The sequence below is a fragment of the Pseudomonas sp. LAMO17WK12:I1 genome (assembly GCF_900177315.1).
GTDB classification, from domain to species: domain Bacteria; phylum Pseudomonadota; class Gammaproteobacteria; order Pseudomonadales; family Pseudomonadaceae; genus Aquipseudomonas; species Aquipseudomonas marginalis.
In genome coordinates, this window is the sequence record NZ_FWZV01000013.1 from 156,383 (window position 1) to 176,364 (window position 19,982).

The following is a 19,982-nucleotide window of genomic DNA, read 5'->3' on the forward strand; positions in this document are numbered from 1 at the left end:
TAACTGCTTGAATTTTAATAATAAAAAACGGCGCTCACGGGCGCCGTTTTTTGTTCGCAGTGAACGCCTTACTCAGTAGTAGGCGTTTTCTTTCTGCGTGTGGTCTGTCACGTCACGGACGCCCTTGAGCTCCGGAATACGCTCGAGCAAGGTCCGCTCGATGCCCTCGCGCAGGGTCACGTCTGCCTGGCCGCAGCCCTGGCAGCCGCCGCCGAACTTCAATACGGCAATGCCGTCATCGACGACGTCGATCAGGCTGACCTGACCGCCGTGGCTCGCGAGCCCCGGGTTGATCTCGGTTTGCAGGTAGTAGTTGATGCGCTCGTTGACCGGGCTGTCGGCATTGACATTAGGCACCTTGGCGTTGGGCGCCTTGATGGTCAATTGGCCGCCCATGCGGTCGGTGGCGTAGTCGACCACGGCATCGTCCAGGAAGGCTTCGCTGAAGTTGTCGATATACGCGGTGAAGCTTTTCAGCCCCAGGGCGGTGTCTTCAGGTTTCTCTTCACCGGGCTTGCAGTAGGCGATGCACGTCTCGGCGTACTGGGTGCCAGGCTGGGTGATAAAGACGCGGATGCCGATTCCCGGGGTGTTCTGCTTGGACAGCAGGTCAGCCAGGTAATCGTGGGCGGCGTCGGTAATGGTTATGGCAGTCATGGAAACTCCTCACAGGCTTGCCGGCAGTTTACGCCAAAATATTACGCAGGTACAAAGTCCGAGTAATTTTGTCGGAAAAGACGTTCGCCTCTGTCAGAGGTTTTCATAACGGTTCATATCCAGCACCCCTTCTTCCACCGGCGTCGTCTCGCGGATGTACTGGGACAAATCGTGGAAATACTGCCAGAACAACGGGTGGCTGCGGCGCACCCCCCAGCGGTCGACAATTTTCTCAAAGCGATTGGCATCCTTGGCCCGCTCCATTTCGGCGACGAATTCGGGCACCTCCTGGGCAGGGATGTTGAACATGAAGTTCGGGTAACTGCTGAGCACTCCAGGGTAAAGGGTCAGCGTGTCCAGGCCCGGCTGATAGCGATAAGCCTCACCCAGCAGAAATGCCACGTTACTGTGAGCGCGATTGCGCAGCAGGCTGTAGACCACGCGCTTACCGCTGGCGGTTTCGACGCGCAGCATCGTCGCTTCAGGTAACTGGTCAATCACCTTGAGCCCCGCCGCCGGGCGTGAAGTCAGGCGGCTGAGCGCCTGTTCGGCGTCCTGCAGCGCCGGGTCGATACCGTCGCGCGAACAAAACGCGCCCCCGCAACGGTTGATCGGATCCGGGCTGGCATTCAGGTCACCGTAGCGGGCAAGCAACTGGTTGGCGAAGTCGCGCTTGGGGTCCTTTTTATCCAGGTGCAAGGCGGTAGGCGTGTCGTCGTCGATGGCTTCGTAATCCAGCCACAGCTTGATCTTGCCGCTGTTCTGGTACCAATCATCCATAAAGGCATCGCGGCTATTGGCCGGCATCAGGCGCAGGAAGTTCTGCTCGGCACCGTTGCGGATCAGGTCGAAGTACAGCCGGGTCTGGGCCTGGTGCGATACGTTGCCGAACACATCGAAATTGACCACCAGTTGGTAGTAGGTGCGTTCGAGCAACGGATAGTCGAACAACCACAGTGTCTGCGGGACTTCACCGATCAGGCCCTTATTGACCGAGGCGCTGTCGAAGTGGCGGAAGATGCTTAGCAGGGCATTGTCATTGCCGGCCCACAAGGTCGACCAACTGGGCGCCGGCAGCTCGGCATAGCTGTCTCGCCGCAGGGCTTCGTACTGGTTGCGCTTATCGCGGTATTCGAGCCACAGGCTGAGCACACTGCCCACGTCGTCATTCTGCCCTGGCATCGCCAGCAACGGCGTGGCCTGGCCGCGATAGCGGGCATCGGTGATGTACAGGTCGTGGTCGGGCGCCTGGAACAACGCCCAGAAATTGTCGCGGATCACGTCCGTGGCAATTTGCCCGCGACACACCGGCCCGCGAATAAACGTGCGCACAAAGTATTCGGCGTTATCCAGCATGAACTGGTAACGCGCCTGGGCCGGAATCGCCTCGAACGTCTCGAAAGGGTTGGCCCGCCGGCCGGGACCGTAGCCGGGCAAGGCGCTGACCTGCCAGTCGCCGCTGTAGAACAGGGCTTTGACCCGCGCCATTTTCTCCGCGCTGAGGGGGTAGGTGATGTGGGTCTTGTGGACGATCACCCCTTCCACCGGCCACAGACGGTAGTACACGCGGGTGCCGGGATCGTCATTGGGGCGGCGGGTATTGATCAGGTCAATCGGCTGGCCGCTGGGGGTACGCGAGCGCACCCACTGGAAGAAATGCCCAGGCTCACCGTCTTCGAAATACAGATGCGCAATGAACAGGTGCTCGAACAACCAGCGGGCCACCAGGCTTTCCCGCGCGCCGGGGGCGTTGAGCAGGTTCTCCCATTGCAGCACCTGTGCGGCTTCCCGGGCGCTGGGGGCCACGCCTTGCTGGTCAATCGGTGCACCGGAGGCCAGCCAGCGTTGCAGGGTCTGGTACTGCTGGTCACTCAGGCCGGTGACCGCCAACGGCATGCCTTCCTTGGGATGGGCACCGGCGTAGGCGTTGAACTCTCCCGGCGTGGCGCACATGTTTTCGCGGTTCAGGCCCAATACGATCTCTTCGGGCAACCTGGCATTGGGCTTCAGCGCTGCGGTATGCCCCAGCTCCAGCATGCGCGCCATCAACGCGGCCTGGCTGCCCTGGGCGTCGAGTACCGAATAAAAGCCCTTCTGCTGCCAGGCCTGCTTGCCGAAGGCATCATAGAACAAGCGCGTGGTGGGTGTGGCCTGGCTGCGCTCGCCGTCATAGACCGGCACTTTGGTCGCACCGCGCGCCGCGCCCTCGGCACTGCCCAGGTTGAGCTGGCACGCGGAGTCATAGCACGCATGGCAGGCCACGCATTTCTCGGTGAAGATCGGCTGGATGTCGCGGGTATACGAGATCGCCGGAGCGGGACCTTCTGCCAGAGCGCTGCTGGCTATCAATGCCAGGACGGCGCTGACGATAAGACGAAGTGACATGTATCCGGTCCCGATTCAATGCGTGCGATTTAGAGTGGCGGTGATTCTACCGGGCCATGCACCCGCTCAACATGAGCGATATTCATGCAAAACCCCGGCATGCCGCAAATCCGCACAGGTTTGTTATGATCCACGCCCTCCGTAATGCCTGACCAGAGTAGTCCCATGTCCGATCGTAGCGCTCGTCTGCAAGCCCTTCACCACGCCCTCAAGGAACGCATCCTGATCCTCGACGGCGGCATGGGCACGATGATCCAGAGCTATAAACTGGAAGAACACGACTACCGCGGCAAACGCTTCGCCGACTGGCCGAGCGACGTCAAGGGCAACAACGACCTGCTGGTGCTCACCCGCCCGGACGTGATCGGCGGGATCGAGAAGGCCTACCTGGATGCCGGTGCGGACATCCTCGAAACCAACACCTTCAACGCCACCCGCATCTCCATGGCCGACTACGGCATGGAAGAACTGGCCTATGAACTGAACGTCGAAGGCGCACGCCTGGCGCGCAGGATCGCCGATGCCAAGACCGCCGAGAACCCGGCCAAGCCGCGTTTCGTCGCCGGCGTCCTCGGCCCGACCAGCCGCACCTGCTCGCTGTCGCCCGATGTGAACAACCCTGGCTACCGCAACGTCACCTTCGATGAACTGGTGGAGAACTACACCGAGGCCACCAAGGGCCTGATCGAAGGCGGCGCCGACCTGATCCTGATCGAGACCATCTTCGACACCCTCAACGCCAAGGCCGCGATCTTCGCCGTGCAGGGTGTGTTCGAAGCACTCGGTATCGAATTGCCGATCATGATCTCCGGCACCATCACCGACGCCTCCGGCCGCACCCTGTCGGGCCAGACCACCGAAGCCTTCTGGAACTCGGTGGCCCACGCCAAGCCGATTTCCGTGGGCCTGAACTGCGCCCTCGGCGCCAGCGAGCTGCGCCCTTACCTGGAAGAGCTGTCCAACAAAGCCAACACCCATGTGTCCGCGCACCCCAACGCCGGCCTGCCCAATGAATTCGGCGAGTACGACGAATTGCCGTCGGAAACCGCCAAGGTCATCGAAGAATTCGCCCAGAGCGGCTTCCTCAATATCGTCGGCGGCTGCTGCGGCACCACCCCGGGCCATATCGAAGCCATCGCCAAGGCCGTGGCCGGCTACGCGCCGCGCCCGATCCCGGACATCCCCAAGGCTTGCCGCCTGTCGGGCCTGGAGCCGTTCACCATTGATCGCAGCTCCTTGTTCGTCAACGTCGGCGAGCGCACCAACATCACCGGTTCTGCGCGTTTCGCCCGCCTGATCCGTGAAGACAACTACACCGAAGCCCTGGAAGTCGCCCTGCAACAGGTGGAAGCCGGCGCCCAGGTGATCGACATCAACATGGACGAGGGCATGCTCGATTCGAAGAAGGCCATGGTGACCTTCCTCAATCTGATTGCCGGCGAGCCGGACATCTCCCGCGTACCGATCATGATCGACTCCTCCAAGTGGGAAGTGATCGAAGCCGGCCTCAAGTGCATCCAGGGCAAGGGCATCGTCAACTCCATCAGCATGAAGGAAGGCGTCGAGCAGTTCATTCACCACGCCAAGCTGTGCAAACGCTACGGCGCCGCCGTGGTGGTGATGGCCTTCGACGAGGCCGGCCAGGCCGACACCGAAGCGCGCAAGAAGGAAATCTGCAAGCGCTCCTACGACATCCTGGTGGATGAAGTCGGCTTCCCACCGGAAGACATCATCTTCGACCCGAACATCTTCGCAGTCGCCACCGGCATCGAAGAGCACAACAACTACGCCGTCGATTTCATCAACGCCTGTGCCTATATCCGCGACGAGCTGCCGTATGCGCTGACCTCCGGTGGCGTGTCCAACGTGTCGTTCTCGTTCCGCGGCAACAACCCGGTGCGGGAGGCGATCCACTCGGTGTTCCTGCTGTATGCAATCCGCAACGGCCTGACCATGGGCATCGTCAACGCCGGCCAGCTGGAGATCTATGACCAGATCCCGGCCGAGCTGCGCGATGCCGTGGAAGACGTGGTGCTCAACCGCACCCCGGAAGGCACCGACGCCCTCCTCGCCATCGCCGACAAGTACAAGGGCGACGGCAGCGTAAAAGAAGCCGAGACCGAAGAGTGGCGCGGCTGGCCGGTCAACAAGCGCCTGGAACACGCGCTGGTCAAGGGCATCACCACCCACATCGTCGAAGACACCGAAGAATCGCGGCTGTCGTTCGCCCGCCCGATCGAAGTGATCGAAGGCCCGCTGATGTCCGGCATGAACATCGTTGGCGACCTGTTCGGCGCCGGCAAGATGTTCCTGCCCCAGGTGGTGAAATCCGCCCGAGTGATGAAGCAGGCCGTGGCCCACTTGATCCCGTTCATCGAGCTGGAAAAAGGCGACAAGCCGGAAGCCAAGGGCAAGATCCTGATGGCCACGGTGAAGGGCGACGTGCATGACATCGGCAAGAACATCGTCGGCGTGGTGCTCGGCTGCAACGGCTATGACATCGTCGACCTCGGCGTGATGGTGCCGGCGGAGAAGATCCTGCAGGTGGCCAAGGAGCAGAAGTGCGACATTATCGGGCTGTCCGGCCTGATCACGCCGTCCCTGGACGAGATGGTGCATGTGGCCCGCGAGATGCAGCGCCAGGACTTCCACCTGCCGCTGATGATCGGCGGCGCGACCACCTCCAAGGCGCACACGGCGGTGAAGATCGAGCCCAAGTACAGCAACGACGCGGTGATCTACGTCACCGACGCTTCCCGTGCGGTGGGCGTGGCCACGCAGTTGCTGTCCAAGGAATTGAAGGCCGGCTTCGTCGAGAAGACCCGCCTGGAATACATCGACGTGCGTGAACGCACCTCCAACCGCAGCGCGCGCACCGAGCGCCTGAGCTACCCGGCGGCCATCGCCAAGAAGCCGCAGTTCGACTGGAACAGCTACACGCCGGTCAAGCCCACCTTCACCGGTTCCAGGGTGCTGGACAATATCGACCTCAACGTCCTGGCCGAGTACATCGATTGGACCCCGTTCTTTATCTCCTGGGACCTGGCCGGCAAGTTCCCGCGCATCCTGACCGATGAAGTGGTGGGTGAAGCCGCCACCGCGCTGTATGCCGACGCCCAGGAAATGCTCAGGAAACTGATCGACGAAAAACTCATCAGCGCCCGTGCAGTGTTCGGTTTCTGGCCCACCAACCAGGTGCAGGACGATGACCTGGAAGTCTACGGTGAAGACGGCCAGCCGATTGCCAAACTGCACCACCTGCGCCAGCAGATCATCAAGACCGACGGCAAGCCGAACTTCTCCCTGGCCGACTTCGTCGCGCCCAAGGACAGCGGCGTGACCGACTACATCGGTGGCTTCATCACCACCGCCGGCATCGGCGCCGAGGAAGTGGCCAAGGCCTACCAGGACGCGGGCGACGACTACAACTCGATCATGGTCAAGGCCCTGGCCGACCGCCTGGCCGAGGCCTGTGCCGAGTGGCTGCACCAGCAGGTGCGCAAGGAACACTGGGGCTACGCCAAGGACGAGCAACTGGACAACGAAGCGCTGATCAAGGAGCAGTACAGCGGTATCCGCCCTGCCCCCGGTTACCCGGCGTGCCCGGACCACACCGAGAAAGCCCAGTTGTTCCAACTGCTCGACCCCGAGGCCCGCGAAATGCACGCTGGGCGCAGCGGCGTGTTCCTCACCGAGCACTACGCGATGTTCCCGGCGGCGGCGGTCAGCGGCTGGTACTTCGCCCACCCGCAGGCGCAGTACTTTGCCGTGGGCAAGGTCGACAAGGACCAGGTGACCAGCTACACCGCGCGCAAGGGCCAGGACCTGGCCGTGACCGAGCGCTGGCTGGCGCCGAACCTGGGCTACGACAACTAAGCCGGCCTGGATTGTCTATGCTGTCCCTCACACACCTTGTGTCGAGGGATGTATGGACGATCCGGTCAACAACAAGCCGCCGACCTTCTGGCAGATGCTCCACAGCGTCATGGCCGCCGCCTTTGGCGTGCAGAGCGGCAAGAATCGCGCCCGCGACTTCACCCACGGCAAGCCCAGCCACTTCGTGATCCTGGGCATTCTGTTCACAGCAGTATTCGCCTTGACGCTGTTCGGCATCGTCAAGCTGGTGCTGCACCTCGCCGGCGTCTAGCGCAGCAGCAGGTGCAGGCTGAACGGGTAACGATAGGACACGGGCTTGCCCTGGGCGGACAACGCGCGGAAATCCACCGAGGGTGTCGGCCCCAACAAGCGCCGCGCCTGGCCGGCATCGATCAATTGGAATAGCGCCAACTGCCGGTCGCGTCCGCCATAGGCGCCAATGTCCAGGCCCTTGGCATCGTCATGGACCAACACCATGGCCCAGCCGCCCACGGTGAAATGCCCGGCGACCAGGGACGACAAGCGTCCATCCAGGCGTGCCTGCAGGATCTCCGGCGAGCTGTTGAGCGCGCTGAACAGCACGTCCCTGCCCGGTAACCGCCCACTGCCCTGCAGCGCCTGCATGGCGCCCAGCGCCATCTGATCGTTGGCCGACCACACCAGCGCCGTCTGCGGGTAGCGCTTGAACAGTTGCTTCGCTTGTTCGAAGGCGCGTTCGCGGTTCCATTCGCCGTAGACCAACTGACGCAGGCGCACCTCGGGATGCTCGGCCAGCGCCCGACGCATGCCGCGCTCACGCAATTGCGCGACCGGCGTGGTCTTGACCCCGGAAAAGGCCAACAGGTCGAGGGACTGGCCGGACGCAACCGGGCCGTGCTGGCGCAACAGGTCGCGGAGCATCAGGTAGCCAGCCTGTTCATCGTCAGCCACCAGGCTGCCGATCAGACGGATGCCACGGCGGGTTCCCAGCAATTGCACCTGATCGGAGGTCAGCGCGCTGTTCACCAGCAGCAGCTTGACGCCGCTGCCCTCGGCCATGCGCAGGATCTGCGGAGCGACGTACTGCTCATTCACCAGCACCAGGTAATCGGGCCGCTGGCTGCCTTGCAGCACCTCACGCGCCTGGGCCAGCGTGTTGCCGGCATCACGCTCGCCATAACGCACACGCAAGTCCAGGCCGAGGTCCTTGGCGGCGGCCTTCATGAATTGCGCGTAGCTGACCCAGAAGGTTTCCGTCGCCATGCCCGGATTGAGAAACACCACCGACGTTGCATGAGCCATCACCCCATACGTCGATCCCAACAACCAGACACACGTAATCAACACCTTCAACATGGATGCTTGAGCCTCGAAAATAGGCCGCCATGATAGTGGCAATGCCTGAACCAATCGAGGCTCAATCCACGTCCTTTATTGGTGGCTGACCCAGAATACGGCCGTTCCCACCACCAGAATGATCAGGAACAGAATGGCCCAGGCATCAACGGTACTGTCAGGTTTACGGGCTTTGGTCGGATTGCTCATTGCATCGCCTCTTGTCGGTTTTATAGGTGATTGCACTCAAACACGCTCACAGTAAAGTTCACGATTGCCCGCATGACAAATGTGGGTATCGCGATAACCCTTCTCATTAGTCATTTTGGTTATGTGCATATACTCAAACATCACTTTTGCGCATAAACGCAAACTGGTATCGTGCGCCGGCTCCGTTGGGAGTGCGCGGCCGTGCGCGCAGATTTGCCGAGAACAGGACCTATATGTACGTATACGACGAATACGATCAGCGCATCATCGAGGACCGCGTCAAGCAGTTCCGTGATCAGACCCGACGCTACCTAGCAGGTGAACTGAGCGAAGAAGAGTTCCGCCCTCTGCGCCTGCAAAATGGCCTTTATGTCCAGCGCTTTGCGCCGATGCTGCGGGTGGCCGTGCCTTATGGCCAACTGACTTCGCGCCAGACCCGCATGATGGCCAAGATTGCCCGCGACTTCGACAAAGGCTATGCCCACATCAGTACCCGCCAGAACGTGCAGTTCAACTGGCCGGCCCTGGAAGATGTGCCGGATATCCTGGCTGAACTGGCCACCGTGCAGATGCACGCCATTCAGACCAGCGGTAACTGCCTGCGCAACGTGACCACCGACCAATTCGCCGGGGTTGCCGCCGACGAGCTGATCGACCCACGCCCGTGGTGTGAAATCGTCCGCCAGTGGACCACCTTCCACCCCGAATTCGCCTACCTGCCGCGCAAGTTCAAGATCGCCATCAATGGCTCGACCTCGGACCGTGCCGCCATCGAAGTACACGATATCGGCCTGGAGCCGGTGTACAACGCGGCCGGCGAGCTGGGTTTCCGTGTCCTGGTGGGTGGCGGCCTGGGCCGTACCCCGGTGGTGGGTGCGTTCATCAACGAGTTCCTGCCATGGCAGGACCTGCTGAGCTACCTCGACGCCATCCTGCGCGTCTACAACCGCTACGGCCGTCGTGACAACAAATACAAGGCGCGGATCAAGATCCTCGTCAAAGCGCTGACCCCTGAGGTGTTCGCCCAGAAAGTCGACGCCGAGATGGAGCACCTGCGCGGCGGCCAGACCACCCTGACCGAAGCCGAAGTGCACCGTGTGGCCAAGCACTTCGTCGATCCTGAGTACAAGGCCCTGGGCAACCAGGATGCCGAGCTCGCAGCGCTCGACCAGCAGCACCCAGGCTTCGCCCGCTGGCGCACCCGCAACACCCTGGCGCACAAAAAGCCGGGCTATGTGGCGGTGACCCTGTCACTGAAACCGACCGGTGTTGCACCGGGTGACATCACCGACAAGCAGCTGGACGCCGTCGCCGACCTGGCCGAGCGCTACAGCTTCGGCCAGCTGCGCACCTCCCACGAGCAGAACATCATCCTCGCGGACGTTGAGCAGAGCCAACTGTTCACCCTGTGGGGCGAACTGCGCGAAGGCGGTTTCGCCACGCCGAACATCGGCCTGCTGACCGACATCATCTGCTGCCCAGGGGGCGATTTCTGCTCCCTGGCCAACGCCAAGTCGATCCCGATCGCCGAATCGATCCAGCGCCGTTTCGACGACCTGGACTACCTGTTCGACATCGGCGAGCTGGACCTGAACATCTCCGGTTGCATGAACGCCTGTGGTCACCACCACGTCGGCCACATCGGCATCCTGGGCGTGGACAAGAAAGGCGAAGAATTCTACCAAGTGTCCCTGGGTGGCAGCGCCAGCCGCGATGCGAGCCTGGGCAAGATCCTCGGCCCGTCCTTCGCCCAGGAAGCCATGCCCGAGGTGATCGGCAAGCTGATCGACGTGTACATCGAACAGCGCACCGAAGATGAGCGTTTCATCGACACCTACCAGCGCATCGGCATTGACCTGTTCAAGGAGCGCGTCTATGCAGCGAATCATTAAGAACAACGAAGTCCTCGACGAAACCTGGCACCTGCTGCCCAAGGATGCGAGCTTCGACGGCATCTCCAACTGCGACGACCTGATCGTGCCGCTGGCGCTGTGGCGCGAACACGGCCACGCGCTCAAGGCCCGCGACGGCGGCCTGGGTGTGTGGCTGGACGCCGATGAAGAAGCCGAAGAGATCGGCGCTGACGTGGAGCACTTCCAGGTCATCGCCCTGAACTTCCCGGCCTTCACCGACGGTCGCAACTATTCCAACGCACGCCTGCTGCGTGACCGCTACGGTTACAAAGGCGAGCTGCGGGCCATTGGCGACGTGCTGCGCGACCAGTTGTTCTACCTGCGCCGTTGCGGGTTCGATGCCTTCGCCTTGCGCGCCGACAAAGACCCGTACGAAGCACTGGAAAGCCTCAAGGACTTCTCGGTGACGTACCAGGCTGCAACGGATGAACCGCTGCCGCTGTTCCGTCGTCGCTGAGTCTGCACAAATGAAAAAGCCCTGGCATGCCAGGGCTTTTTTATGAGTTGAGCTTGATCGACGCTAGCACCTGCTTCTGCCCCATCGAACACGGCACACCTTCCGGTTGCGCGCGTACCGCGTCGATCACCCCGACTAACTGCGCCTTGCTGTGCGCCAGTTGCGCCTGCATCGCTTCAATCTGCTCGACCTTGCGCTCGAGCGCCTCGATCAGCTCGGCGCGCTTGTGCTCGCCTGGGGCCGGCATCAGCGCCTTGAGTTCCTGCAAGGTGAAACCGGCCTGCTGCGCGCTCTGAATCAAGCGCAGCGTCTGCAAGGCCTCCGGTGCATAACGGCGATAGCCATTGGCCTGGCGCCCCACCTGGCTGATCAACCCTTCTGCTTCATAGAAGCGGATACGCGACGCCGCCAGCCCGCTCTGTTTTGCCAGCTCTCCAATATTCATCAAAACGCCTGCTTGACATTAAAGTTAACTTTAAGCTTAGCCTGAGGCCTCCCCTGCTCAGGAGTCAACCCATGTCACCCTTTGAACCCTTGCAACTGCCCAATGGCCAAGTCCTCGCCAACCGTATCGCCAAGGCGGCGATGGAAGAAAACATGGCGGATGCGCAACAGGCGCCCTCCCGCGAATTGAAGCAGTTGTACAAGACCTGGGCGGACGGCGAGCCCGGCCTGCTGCTGACCGGCAATGTGATGATCGACCGCCGCGCCATGACCGGTCCCGGCGGCGTTGCCCTCGAAGACGAACAGCACCTGGACAGCTTTCGCGAGTGGGCCGCCGTGGCCCGCGACAAGGGCGTGCACTTTTGGGTACAGCTCAGCCATCCGGGGCGCCAGACCATGGCCAACCTCGGCCAGCAGGCCCTGGCGCCCTCCGCGATTGCACTGGACCTCGGCGGCTTTTCGAAGATGTTCGCCAAGCCCAGGGCCATGACCGAAGACGACATTCAAGACGTGATCAAACGCTTCGCCACCAGCGCACGCCTGGCCGAGAAAGCCGGGTTCACCGGGGTGCAGATCCACGGCGCGCACGGCTACCTGCTCAGCCAGTTTCTCTCCCCACTCAGCAACCAACGCACTGACCGTTGGGGCGGCCCCCTGGAAAACCGCGCACGCCTGCTGCTGGAAGTGATCCACGCCGTGCGTGCCAGCGTCAGTCCTTCATTCTGTGTGGCGGTCAAACTCAACTCGGCCGACTTCCAGCGCGGCGGCTTCGACGCCAACGACGCGCGCGCCGTGGTCGAGCTGCTCAACCCGCTGCCCATCGACCTGCTGGAATTATCCGGCGGCAGCTACGAAGCCCCGGCCATGCAAGGCGAAGCACGGGACGGCCGCACCCTGGCCCGCGAAGCGTATTTCCTGGAGTTCGCCAAGGAACTGGCGACCATCGCCAAGATGCCGCTGATGGTCACCGGCGGCATTCGCCGCCTGCCCATCGTGCAACAAGTACTGGACAGCGGTATCGCCATGGCCGGCATCGCTACCGCCCTGACCCTGGAACCGCAACTGATCAAGCACTGGCACGAGGGTCGCGACCCCAACCCGCAACTCAAGCCGATCAGTTGGAAACGCAAACCCTTGGCCGCCCTCGCCACCCTGGCCGTGGTGCGGGACCAGATGCGCCGCCTGAGTCGTGGCCGACTGCCTAAACCCAATGTCGTGCCATGGCTGGCGCTGGCGTGTGACCAATGGTTTATCGCCCGGCGCACCCGGCAATACCGCGCGGCCATGACGCAATCTTCACATTAAAAGCGGAGCATTCGCCGTGATCGAACTGTCCCCTATTGATCAGCAACTTTTAACCTCACTGACGATTGGAGTTCTTCATGGCGAAAATCAACCTGGCCCAGCAATTGGCGACCACCCTTGAACAGGCGGGGATCAAGCGCATCTGGGGCCTGACCGGCGACAGCCTCAACGGCCTCACCGACGCCCTGCGCACCATGGACAGCATCGAGTGGATGCACGTGCGCCACGAAGAAGTCGCCGCCTTCGCCGCCGGTGCCGAAGCGGCGGCCACGGGTGAACTGACGGTGTGCGCCGGCAGTTGCGGGCCGGGCAACCTGCACTTGATCAATGGCCTGTTCGATTGCCATCGCAACCATGTGCCGGTGCTGGCGATTGCCGCACAAATCCCCTCCTCCGAGATCGGCCTGAATTACTTCCAGGAGACTCATCCCCAGGAACTGTTCAAGGAGTGCAGCCACTTTATCGAGCTGGTCACCAACCCCGAACAGATGCCGCACGTGCTGCACCGCGCCATGCGTTCGGCGATCCTCAACCGCGGCGTGGCGGTGGTGGTGATTCCGGGGGACGTATCGTTGCTGGAAGTCGAAGACAAGCTCAAGCCCTGGCCGGCCCTGCACACACCGCGTACCCTGCCGGCGGAACAGGACCTGCAACGACTGACCGAGATCCTTGAAAGCAGCAAGAAGGTCACCCTGCTGTGCGGCAGTGGCTGCGCCGGTGCCCACGATCAAGTGGTGGCCCTGGCCTACACGCTGGGGGCTCCGGTGGTGCACGCCCTGCGCGGCAAGGAGCATGTGGAATGGGACAACCCATTTGATGTGGGCATGACCGGCCTGATCGGCTTCAGCTCCGGTTACCACGCCATGCTCGACTGCGACACGCTGATCATGCTCGGCACGGACTTTCCGTACCGCCAGTTCTACCCTACCGATGCCAAAATCATCCAGGTTGACCGCAACCCGCAGGCGCTCGGCCGTCGCGCCACGCTGGACCTGGGCATCGCTGCCGATGTGAGCGAGACCCTCGACGCGCTGCTGCCGCGCCTGACCCGCAAGACCGACCGCAGCTTCCTCGAGACCTCTCTGAAGCACTACGAAAAAGCCCGCCAAGGCCTGGACGACCTGGCGCAACCGTCAAAGGCCAACCGGCCGATCCACCCGCAATACGTGGCGCGCCTGCTCAGCGAACTGGCGGACGACGATGCAATCTTCACCGCCGACGTGGGCTCGCCGACCGTGTGGGCGGCGCGCTACCTGAAGATGAATGGCAAGCGTCGCCTGATCGGTTCGTTCAACCACGGCTCCATGGCCAATGCCATGCCCCAGGCGATCGGTGCCCAGGCGGCCTTTCCTGGGCGCCAGGTGATCTCAATGTCCGGCGACGGCGGGTTTGCCATGCTGATGGGGGATTTCATTTCACTGGCGCAGTTGAACCTGCCCGTCAAAGTCATCGTGTTCGATAACTCGTCCCTGGGCTTTGTCGCCATGGAAATGAAGGCTGCGGGCTATCTGGATGCCGGCACCGAGCTGAAAAACCCGGACTTCGCCGCCATGTCCAACGCCATGGGCATCCTCGGCATTCGCGTGGAGCAATCCGAAGACCTGGAACCGGCCCTGCGCCGCGCCCTGGCCCACAATGGCCCGGTGCTGGTGGATGTGGTGACGGCCACCCAGGAATTGGTGATGCCGCCGAGCATCAAGCTGGAACAGGCCAAGGGGTTCAGCCTGTACATGCTCAAGGCGGTGATGAGTGGGCGTGGAGATGAAGTGATCGAGTTGGCGCGGACTAACTGGTTGCGCTGATACAACACTGAGGGAGCGGGCAAGCCCTAACTCCAGTCAGTTAAACCTGTAGTGAGCGGGCTTGCCCCGCGCTGGGCTGCGCAGCAGCCCCGAAACACAGCCCCGGACCTGCCTGGCACACTGCAGCGCTCTTATTGGGGCTGCTGCGCAGCCCAGCGCGGGGCAAGCCCGCTCACCACAGTTACAGTGTTCATCCTTAACTGACTGGCGTCAGGGCTCGCCCCTCCCACAGTGGACAATGGGCGCCGATTCAAGCTGTCTGTTTTTCTACCCATTTGCCGTAGGCATCAATAAATGCCTGCAGGAACGGCCTGGTCTTTTCCGACACCTTGCCGGCGTCGTCGAACACGCTGCCCGCTCCGCCCAGGTAGGCTTCGGGCTGCTGCATGCATGGCACATCGAGGAACACCAGGGACTGACGCAGATGGTGGTTGGCGCCAAAACCGCCAACGGCGCCCGGCGATACGCTGATGATCGCCCCCGGCTTGCCGCTCCAGGCGCTTTGGCCATAAGGGCGGGAGCCGACGTCAATCGCATTCTTCAATGGCGCGGGTACGGAGCGGTTGTACTCCGGCGTCACAAACAACACCGCGTCGGATGAACGTACCTGCTGACGGAAAGTACTGTAGGCTGCGGGCGGTGATGCCCCGTCGATGTCCTCGTTGTAGAGCGGCAAATCGCCAATTTCCACAATGTTCAACTTCAGGTTGGCGGGGGCCATTTCGGCCAGTGCCAGGGCGACCTTGCGGTTGATCGAGTCTTTTCTCAGGCTGCCAACCAGGACGGCAATCGTGTAGACCTTGCTCATTGGGTTTCTCGACGTCTGACTAAGGGAGCTTGTAGTTATAAAGGCTTCGCAGTGCGTTCACCAGAAGGTTTTGATAATCCTCCAGACGTTTGGCCCGCGATTTGATGCGTAGGAACCGTCTGAAAATGTCAGCGAATAGTATTTTTTTTCAATAGGTAAACTCCCCCTCTTTATGACGGTCTACAGCACCGCGAATTGAGTGTTTATCTCCAGAGGTTCTAAACAGATGGCAGCAGTACTAGTCGGACAGTTTCATGCCAGAGACGCAGAAGGACGCGTGTATTCGGTGCATGAGTTCCAGGAATCCAACCCGGCGCAAGGCGACCTGGCTGGCTCGGCACCCACCACCACCTACAAGCTGGCCATTGGCGACCGGGTAGAAAAACTCGAAGGCGATGAGTTCAAACTGATTCAGTCGGGGACCATTATCGTCCGCGAATCGCAGACCACCCTCGCCTCATAAGCTTGATCGCCCAGGCGTACCTGCTCAGTCCCGGCCATTGACGGCATCGACTGGGCCGGGCGGTCACGGGCTGCGAATTTCCGTCACTTCAAGCCCCGACTCACCGTCCACTTGCTTGAGCGTCACCATCAACCGGCCCCGCTCGCCTTCCACCGCGTACATCACCCGCCTGTAGCCCGGCGAGTTGTACCCCGGATACGCCACCACCTGCTTGACCTGCGTCATGCCCAGCACCGTGCCGACCTGCGCGGCGACTTGCTCCTGGGCACGGATAAATGCCTCAAGCACGAGGTTTTCCGGAACTGATTCATCGTGATTGCTGATGAGGTAAGCAGCCACGCACCCTACGGTCACCAGGACCAGCAGTTGCTTGACCGTTACCCCGAGAACTGTCGAGGGCAGAGGCATATGAGACCAGACCTGTTTTTGTTGTATGTGCCGGTAATCGGCATTGGTCGTTGATGATCAGACTCGCCATTCTAGTGAGGTCCTGGCTGAACGCCAGCGACATACGCGACCCGCACTGTCTTTTTTGCGCACGACGGCATGCGCCATTGAATCCCCACTGCGCTGCACATAGACTCCGGCCATGCGTTTACGTCATATCGAAGTGATTCAGGCCATCCTGCAGACCGGACACCTCGGCACCGCCGCCGAATGGTTGCAACTTCCCGTGGGCGATGTAGACGCGGCCCTCAAGGAGGCCGAGCAGCAATTGGGCTTCATGCTGTTTGCCAGTGTGCGCGGGCGTTTGCAGGCGACACGGGAAACCCTGGAACTGCAGGCAGAAATCGCCCATGTGTACGAAGCCCTGGAACCGGTGCAACGCCTGGCCAGCCGCTTGAAACACCATCACGCCCCCACGTTGCGCGCCTTGTGCACGCCGCCCCTGGCCAATCAACTGCTGCCCCAGAGCATCGCGCTGCTGCGCCGGCGCTTCCAGGACACGCCGTGCAACCTGTCGAGCCAGCCAACCCGGGAAATCGTGCGCAGCCTGCTGCTGCACGAGGCCGAGGTGGGCCTGAGCCTGCATGACCCGGAACATCCGCAAATCCACAGCACGGTGCTGGCCCAAGGCAAATTGCAATTGCTGGCGCCCCACGGCTGGCTCAAGCCCAAGCAGAAGTACATTGCGCTGCAGGACCTGGCCGGGCAAGCGATGATCGGGCTCGAAGGACACGACCCGCTCAGCCGCCTGCTGGACGCCAAGCTGCAAGCATTGCGCCCGCTGCCGGTGGTGCAGACGCGGGTGCAGACCTACCAGATGATGCGCAGCATGGTGGAAGCCGGCGAAGGCCTGGCGATTGTCGACCCGTTCACCGCCTTTGGCGCACGCGAGGCGGGCCTGGATACATGCCCGGTGTCGCCGCCGATCCTGGTCAGCCTGTATGCGCTGACACTCAAGGATGGCGTGACCTCGCCTGCGCTGAATGCGTTACTGGAGATCGTCACGCAAAAGGCCCAGGGCCTGCTGGAAAGTTAACGCCGCTCGGCATCGGTCTTGAACAACCGATACCAGAAAATCGCCACTTCACGGGTTTGCGGGTCGATGCCGCGATAGCGCAGGTGGTCGATCCCGCCCATCACGTAGCCGCAACGCTCATATAGTCGGCAGGCGCCCAGGTTGTTGTTCTGGGTCTCCAGCATCATGCCCGGCAGGTTTTTCTTGCGGCTCCAGAACTGCGCCACATCCAGCAGCGCCTTGGCCACCCCGTGCCGACGGGCAGGCAAGGCCACCGCCAGTTCGTCAACGTGGGCAAAGCCGTTCCAATTGGTGCTGACCACAATATGCCCGACCGCACGATCATCCAGGTAGGCCATGAAGATCGCACTGTCCGGCGCATCGCGAAAACTGGCGAATTCTTCCGGGTCGATGCCATAGCACTTGCGATACGGCACGATGCGCTCCACGGGCCATTGATCGACCCGCCTGCCCATCTCCGGTACGCCATAGGCACTGACCTCAAAGCTGAAATCATTGCCCCACACGTAGGCGTCGAAGCCCTCGTCGGCGACCCGCACACTGAGCCCTGGATACTTCGGGTTCATTACAGCTTGCATAAACATCCTTAACCCTTGATGCAATCGACGGTGTAACAACGACCACTGCCGTCATCTTCGTGTTGTAGCCCGTGAACATCGGCAACAAAACCGGGGAAACTGCTATCGAACGTCCGGGCAAACGCCAGGTAGTCGATGATCGACCGGGTCGACTCGGTAAAGCGCTCGCCTGGCATGATCAACGGAATCCCCGGCGGATAAGGCACCAGCATCACGGCTGCAATGCGTCCTGGCAAGGCATCAATGGACACGGCCTCCACCTCGCCCCTTACCAATTGGTCATAGGCGTCGGCCGGTTTCATCGCGATTTGCGGCAACACCGTGTACATGCGCTTGAGGTGCCTGGCGGTGGCGTTGCTGCGGTAACAGCCGTGCAATTGATCGCACAGGTCGCGCAAACCCAAGCCTTGATAACGCGCCGGGCCCTGGGCAAACACCGATGGCAAACAACTGGCGAGGCTGACATTCCCGTCGTAACTGCGCTTGAACTCCAGCAACTCGGTGAGCAAGGTACTCCATTTGCCCTTGGTGATGCCCATGGAAAACAACACGAGGAACGAATACAGCCCGGTCTTTTCCACCACCAGCCCACGTTCCCAGAGGAATTTGCTGACCACCGCGGCGGGAATCCCGCGCTCGCTCAAGGCGCCGCCGGCGGTGAGGCCGGGCATCACCAGGGTCACTTTGATCGGGTCCAGCAGCACGTAGTCTTCGGCCACGTCACCAAAGCCGTGCCAGTCATCCTGCGGCAGCAACAGCCAATCCGCGGTGGCGACGCGGTCGATGCCCGCCACCGACGGCGGCTGCCAGATGGAGAACCACCAATCTTCGGCGGCAATGTGTTGGCGCAGGTTAGCCAGGGCGCGGCGAAAACTCAGGGCCTCGTCGAACATTTCCTGCAGCAGCGAGCGCCCGGCCGGGCCCTCCATCATCGCCGAGGCGACGTCCAGGGAGGCGATGATGCTGTACTGCGGCGACGTGGAGATGTGCATCATGAAGGCTTCATTGAAACGGTCGCGGTCCAGTTGGCGCGCGCCGCAGTCCTGCACATGGATCATCGAGGCCTGGCTGAACGCCGCCAGCAGCTTGTGGGTGGAGTGGGTGGTGAACACCAGCGGGCTGTCCGGGGTACGGGAGGTGCCCATGCCGTAGCGCCCGGCAAAGAACTCGTGGAACGCCGCGTAGGCATACCAGGCTTCGTCGAAGTGCAGCACCTCGACACTGCTGCCCAATTGCTGCTTGATCAGCTCGGCGTTGTAGCACAGGCCGTCGTAGGTGGAGTTGGTGACCACGGCCAACTTCACCTTGGGGGGCCGGCCACGGGTCAAGGGGCTGGCGTCGATCTTGGCGCGGATCGATTCCGGGCTGAACTCGCTCAGGGGAATCGGACCGATGATGCCCAGTTCGTTGCGCGCCGGGCACAGGTACAGCGGGATGGCACCGGTCATGATGATCGAATGCAACACCGACTTGTGGCAGTTGCGGTCCACCAGCACCAGGTCATCGCGCCCGACCATGGAGTGCCAGACGATCTTGTTGGCGGTGGACGTGCCGTTGATCACGAAAAAGGTATGGTCGGCGCCGAAGTTGCGCGCGGCACGGGCTTCGGCTTCAGCCAGGGGCCCGGTGTGATCCAGCAGCGAGCCCAGCTCGGGCACCGAGACCGACAAGTCCGAACGCAGGGTGTTCTCCCCGAAGAACTGATGAAACGCCTGCCCCACCGGACTTTTGCGATAGGCCACGCCACCGCCATGGCCGGGGGTGTGCCAGGAATAGTTGGAGTCGGCGGTGTGTTGCACCAGCGCCTTGAAGAATGGCGGCAACAGGCCATCCAGGTAAGTGCGGGCAGCACGGGCCACCTGGCGGGCGAGAAACGGTACGGTGTCTTCGAACAGGTAGAGAATGCCGCGCAGCTGGTTGAGTTCGCTCATGGCATCGGCCGGGGCGTTTTCCAGGGTGACCTGCTCGCCCAGGGCAAAGATCGGCAGGTTCGGCGCCCGCAGGCGCGCCAGGCGGATCAGCTCGACCATGTTTTGCAGCAGGTGGGTATTCTCACCGGCGCCTTCGGCGGCGATCAGCATGCACGCCAGGCCGTGATGGGTCGACGCCACCAGCCGGCCTTCGGCGTAGTCCACGGCGGAAAAGATACTGAAGCCCTCTTGTTCCAACTCCCGGGCGATGCCGCGAACCCGGTCGCCGGCAACGGTGTCGGCCTTGATGTCGCGGTGCACGATAAGCACGGGGAACTTCAGGTCTTTGTACATGAGGGCGTGTAGTCCTGAGGGCT

The 19,982-nt window shown here is 61.9% G+C and carries 16 protein-coding genes; 8 read left to right on the plus strand and 8 right to left on the minus strand.

The genetic code is table 11. The annotated features are described in order from the left end of the window. Positions 1-72: 72 nt before the first annotated feature. Both nfuA and B9N88_RS23980 read right to left on the minus strand, forming a co-directional pair. A complete protein-coding gene (nfuA, locus tag B9N88_RS23975) occupies positions 73-657 on the minus strand; it encodes a Fe-S biogenesis protein NfuA (protein WP_027606479.1) in 585 nt (194 codons plus the stop codon). 93 nt (positions 658-750) lie between these two features. Beyond that, positions 751-3,042, minus strand: a complete 2,292-nt coding sequence (locus B9N88_RS23980; protein WP_027606480.1) for a fatty acid cis/trans isomerase — start codon at positions 3,040-3,042, stop codon at positions 751-753. A gap of 165 nt (positions 3,043-3,207) precedes the next feature. Here B9N88_RS23980 and metH point away from each other — a divergent pair, with 165 nt between their 5' ends. Next, complete coding sequence (gene metH / locus B9N88_RS23985; RefSeq protein WP_027606481.1) at positions 3,208-6,918, plus strand: methionine synthase; 3,711 nt, start codon at positions 3,208-3,210, stop codon at positions 6,916-6,918. A gap of 52 nt (positions 6,919-6,970) precedes the next feature. Next, positions 6,971-7,189, plus strand: a complete 219-nt coding sequence (locus B9N88_RS23990; RefSeq protein WP_027606482.1) for a DUF2970 domain-containing protein — start codon at positions 6,971-6,973, stop codon at positions 7,187-7,189. Here B9N88_RS23990 and B9N88_RS23995 read toward each other — a convergent pair. Further along, a complete protein-coding gene (locus B9N88_RS23995; RefSeq protein ID WP_027606483.1) occupies positions 7,186-8,253 on the minus strand; it encodes an ABC transporter substrate-binding protein in 1,068 nt (355 codons plus the stop codon). The two genes, B9N88_RS23990 and B9N88_RS23995, sit on opposite strands and share 4 nt — an antisense overlap. 422 nt (positions 8,254-8,675) lie before the next feature. Here B9N88_RS23995 and B9N88_RS24000 point away from each other — a divergent pair, with 422 nt between their 5' ends. Further along, positions 8,676-10,334, plus strand: a complete 1,659-nt coding sequence (locus B9N88_RS24000; protein WP_027606484.1) for a nitrite/sulfite reductase — start codon at positions 8,676-8,678, stop codon at positions 10,332-10,334. After that, the gene (locus B9N88_RS24005; protein ID WP_003235539.1) at positions 10,318-10,812 is read left to right on the plus strand and encodes a DUF934 domain-containing protein; all 495 of its coding nucleotides are present in this window, start codon (positions 10,318-10,320) and stop codon (positions 10,810-10,812) included. The genes B9N88_RS24000 and B9N88_RS24005 overlap by 17 nt, the downstream gene beginning before the upstream one ends. 40 nt (positions 10,813-10,852) lie before the next feature. Here the strand turns inward: B9N88_RS24005 and B9N88_RS24010 are convergent, their stop codons facing one another. Continuing rightward, positions 10,853-11,257, minus strand: a complete 405-nt coding sequence (locus B9N88_RS24010) for a MerR family transcriptional regulator (RefSeq protein ID WP_027606485.1) — start codon at positions 11,255-11,257, stop codon at positions 10,853-10,855. A 71-nt stretch (positions 11,258-11,328) separates the two neighbouring features. On the opposite strand from B9N88_RS24010, the gene B9N88_RS24015 reads away from it, so the two are divergent. Together B9N88_RS24015 and poxB are read left to right on the plus strand one after the other, a co-directional pair. Beyond that, the gene (locus tag B9N88_RS24015) at positions 11,329-12,561 is read left to right on the plus strand and encodes an NADH:flavin oxidoreductase/NADH oxidase family protein (protein WP_027606486.1); all 1,233 of its coding nucleotides are present in this window, start codon (positions 11,329-11,331) and stop codon (positions 12,559-12,561) included. A gap of 77 nt (positions 12,562-12,638) precedes the next feature. Continuing rightward, on the plus strand, positions 12,639-14,363 hold the full coding sequence (poxB, locus tag B9N88_RS24020; protein ID WP_043293613.1) for a ubiquinone-dependent pyruvate dehydrogenase: 1,725 nt from the start codon (positions 12,639-12,641) through the stop codon (positions 14,361-14,363). 250 nt (positions 14,364-14,613) lie between these two features. Here poxB and B9N88_RS24025 read toward each other — a convergent pair whose 3' ends face one another. Beyond that, positions 14,614-15,171: an NADPH-dependent FMN reductase gene (locus B9N88_RS24025; RefSeq protein WP_027606488.1), complete on the minus strand. Its 558-nt coding sequence runs from the start codon at positions 15,169-15,171 to the stop codon at positions 14,614-14,616. Positions 15,172-15,397: 226 nt separating this feature from the next. Here B9N88_RS24025 and B9N88_RS24030 point away from each other — a divergent pair, with 226 nt between their 5' ends. Further along, the gene (locus tag B9N88_RS24030; protein WP_027606489.1) at positions 15,398-15,634 is read left to right on the plus strand and encodes a hypothetical protein; all 237 of its coding nucleotides are present in this window, start codon (positions 15,398-15,400) and stop codon (positions 15,632-15,634) included. Between the two features lie 63 nt (positions 15,635-15,697). Here the strand turns inward: B9N88_RS24030 and B9N88_RS24035 are convergent, their stop codons facing one another. After that, the gene (locus B9N88_RS24035; RefSeq protein ID WP_027606490.1) at positions 15,698-16,042 is read right to left on the minus strand and encodes a hypothetical protein; all 345 of its coding nucleotides are present in this window, start codon (positions 16,040-16,042) and stop codon (positions 15,698-15,700) included. Positions 16,043-16,223: 181 nt separating this feature from the next. Between B9N88_RS24035 and B9N88_RS24040 the strand changes: the two genes are divergently transcribed. Then, positions 16,224-17,117: a LysR substrate-binding domain-containing protein gene (locus B9N88_RS24040; protein WP_027606491.1), complete on the plus strand. Its 894-nt coding sequence runs from the start codon at positions 16,224-16,226 to the stop codon at positions 17,115-17,117. On the opposite strand, the gene B9N88_RS24045 is transcribed toward B9N88_RS24040, so the two are convergent. Beyond that, positions 17,114-17,683 carry a GNAT family N-acetyltransferase gene (locus tag B9N88_RS24045; protein WP_027606492.1) on the minus strand — a complete coding sequence of 190 codons (570 nt, stop codon included), beginning with the start codon at positions 17,681-17,683 and terminating at the stop codon, positions 17,114-17,116. The two genes, B9N88_RS24040 and B9N88_RS24045, sit on opposite strands and share 4 nt — an antisense overlap. 20 nt (positions 17,684-17,703) lie before the next feature. Next, positions 17,704-19,959 (minus strand): Orn/Lys/Arg family decarboxylase, encoded by a 2,256-nt coding sequence (locus B9N88_RS24050; RefSeq protein ID WP_027606493.1) that lies wholly within the window; start codon positions 19,957-19,959, stop codon positions 17,704-17,706. Positions 19,960-19,982: the final 23 nt, after the last annotated feature.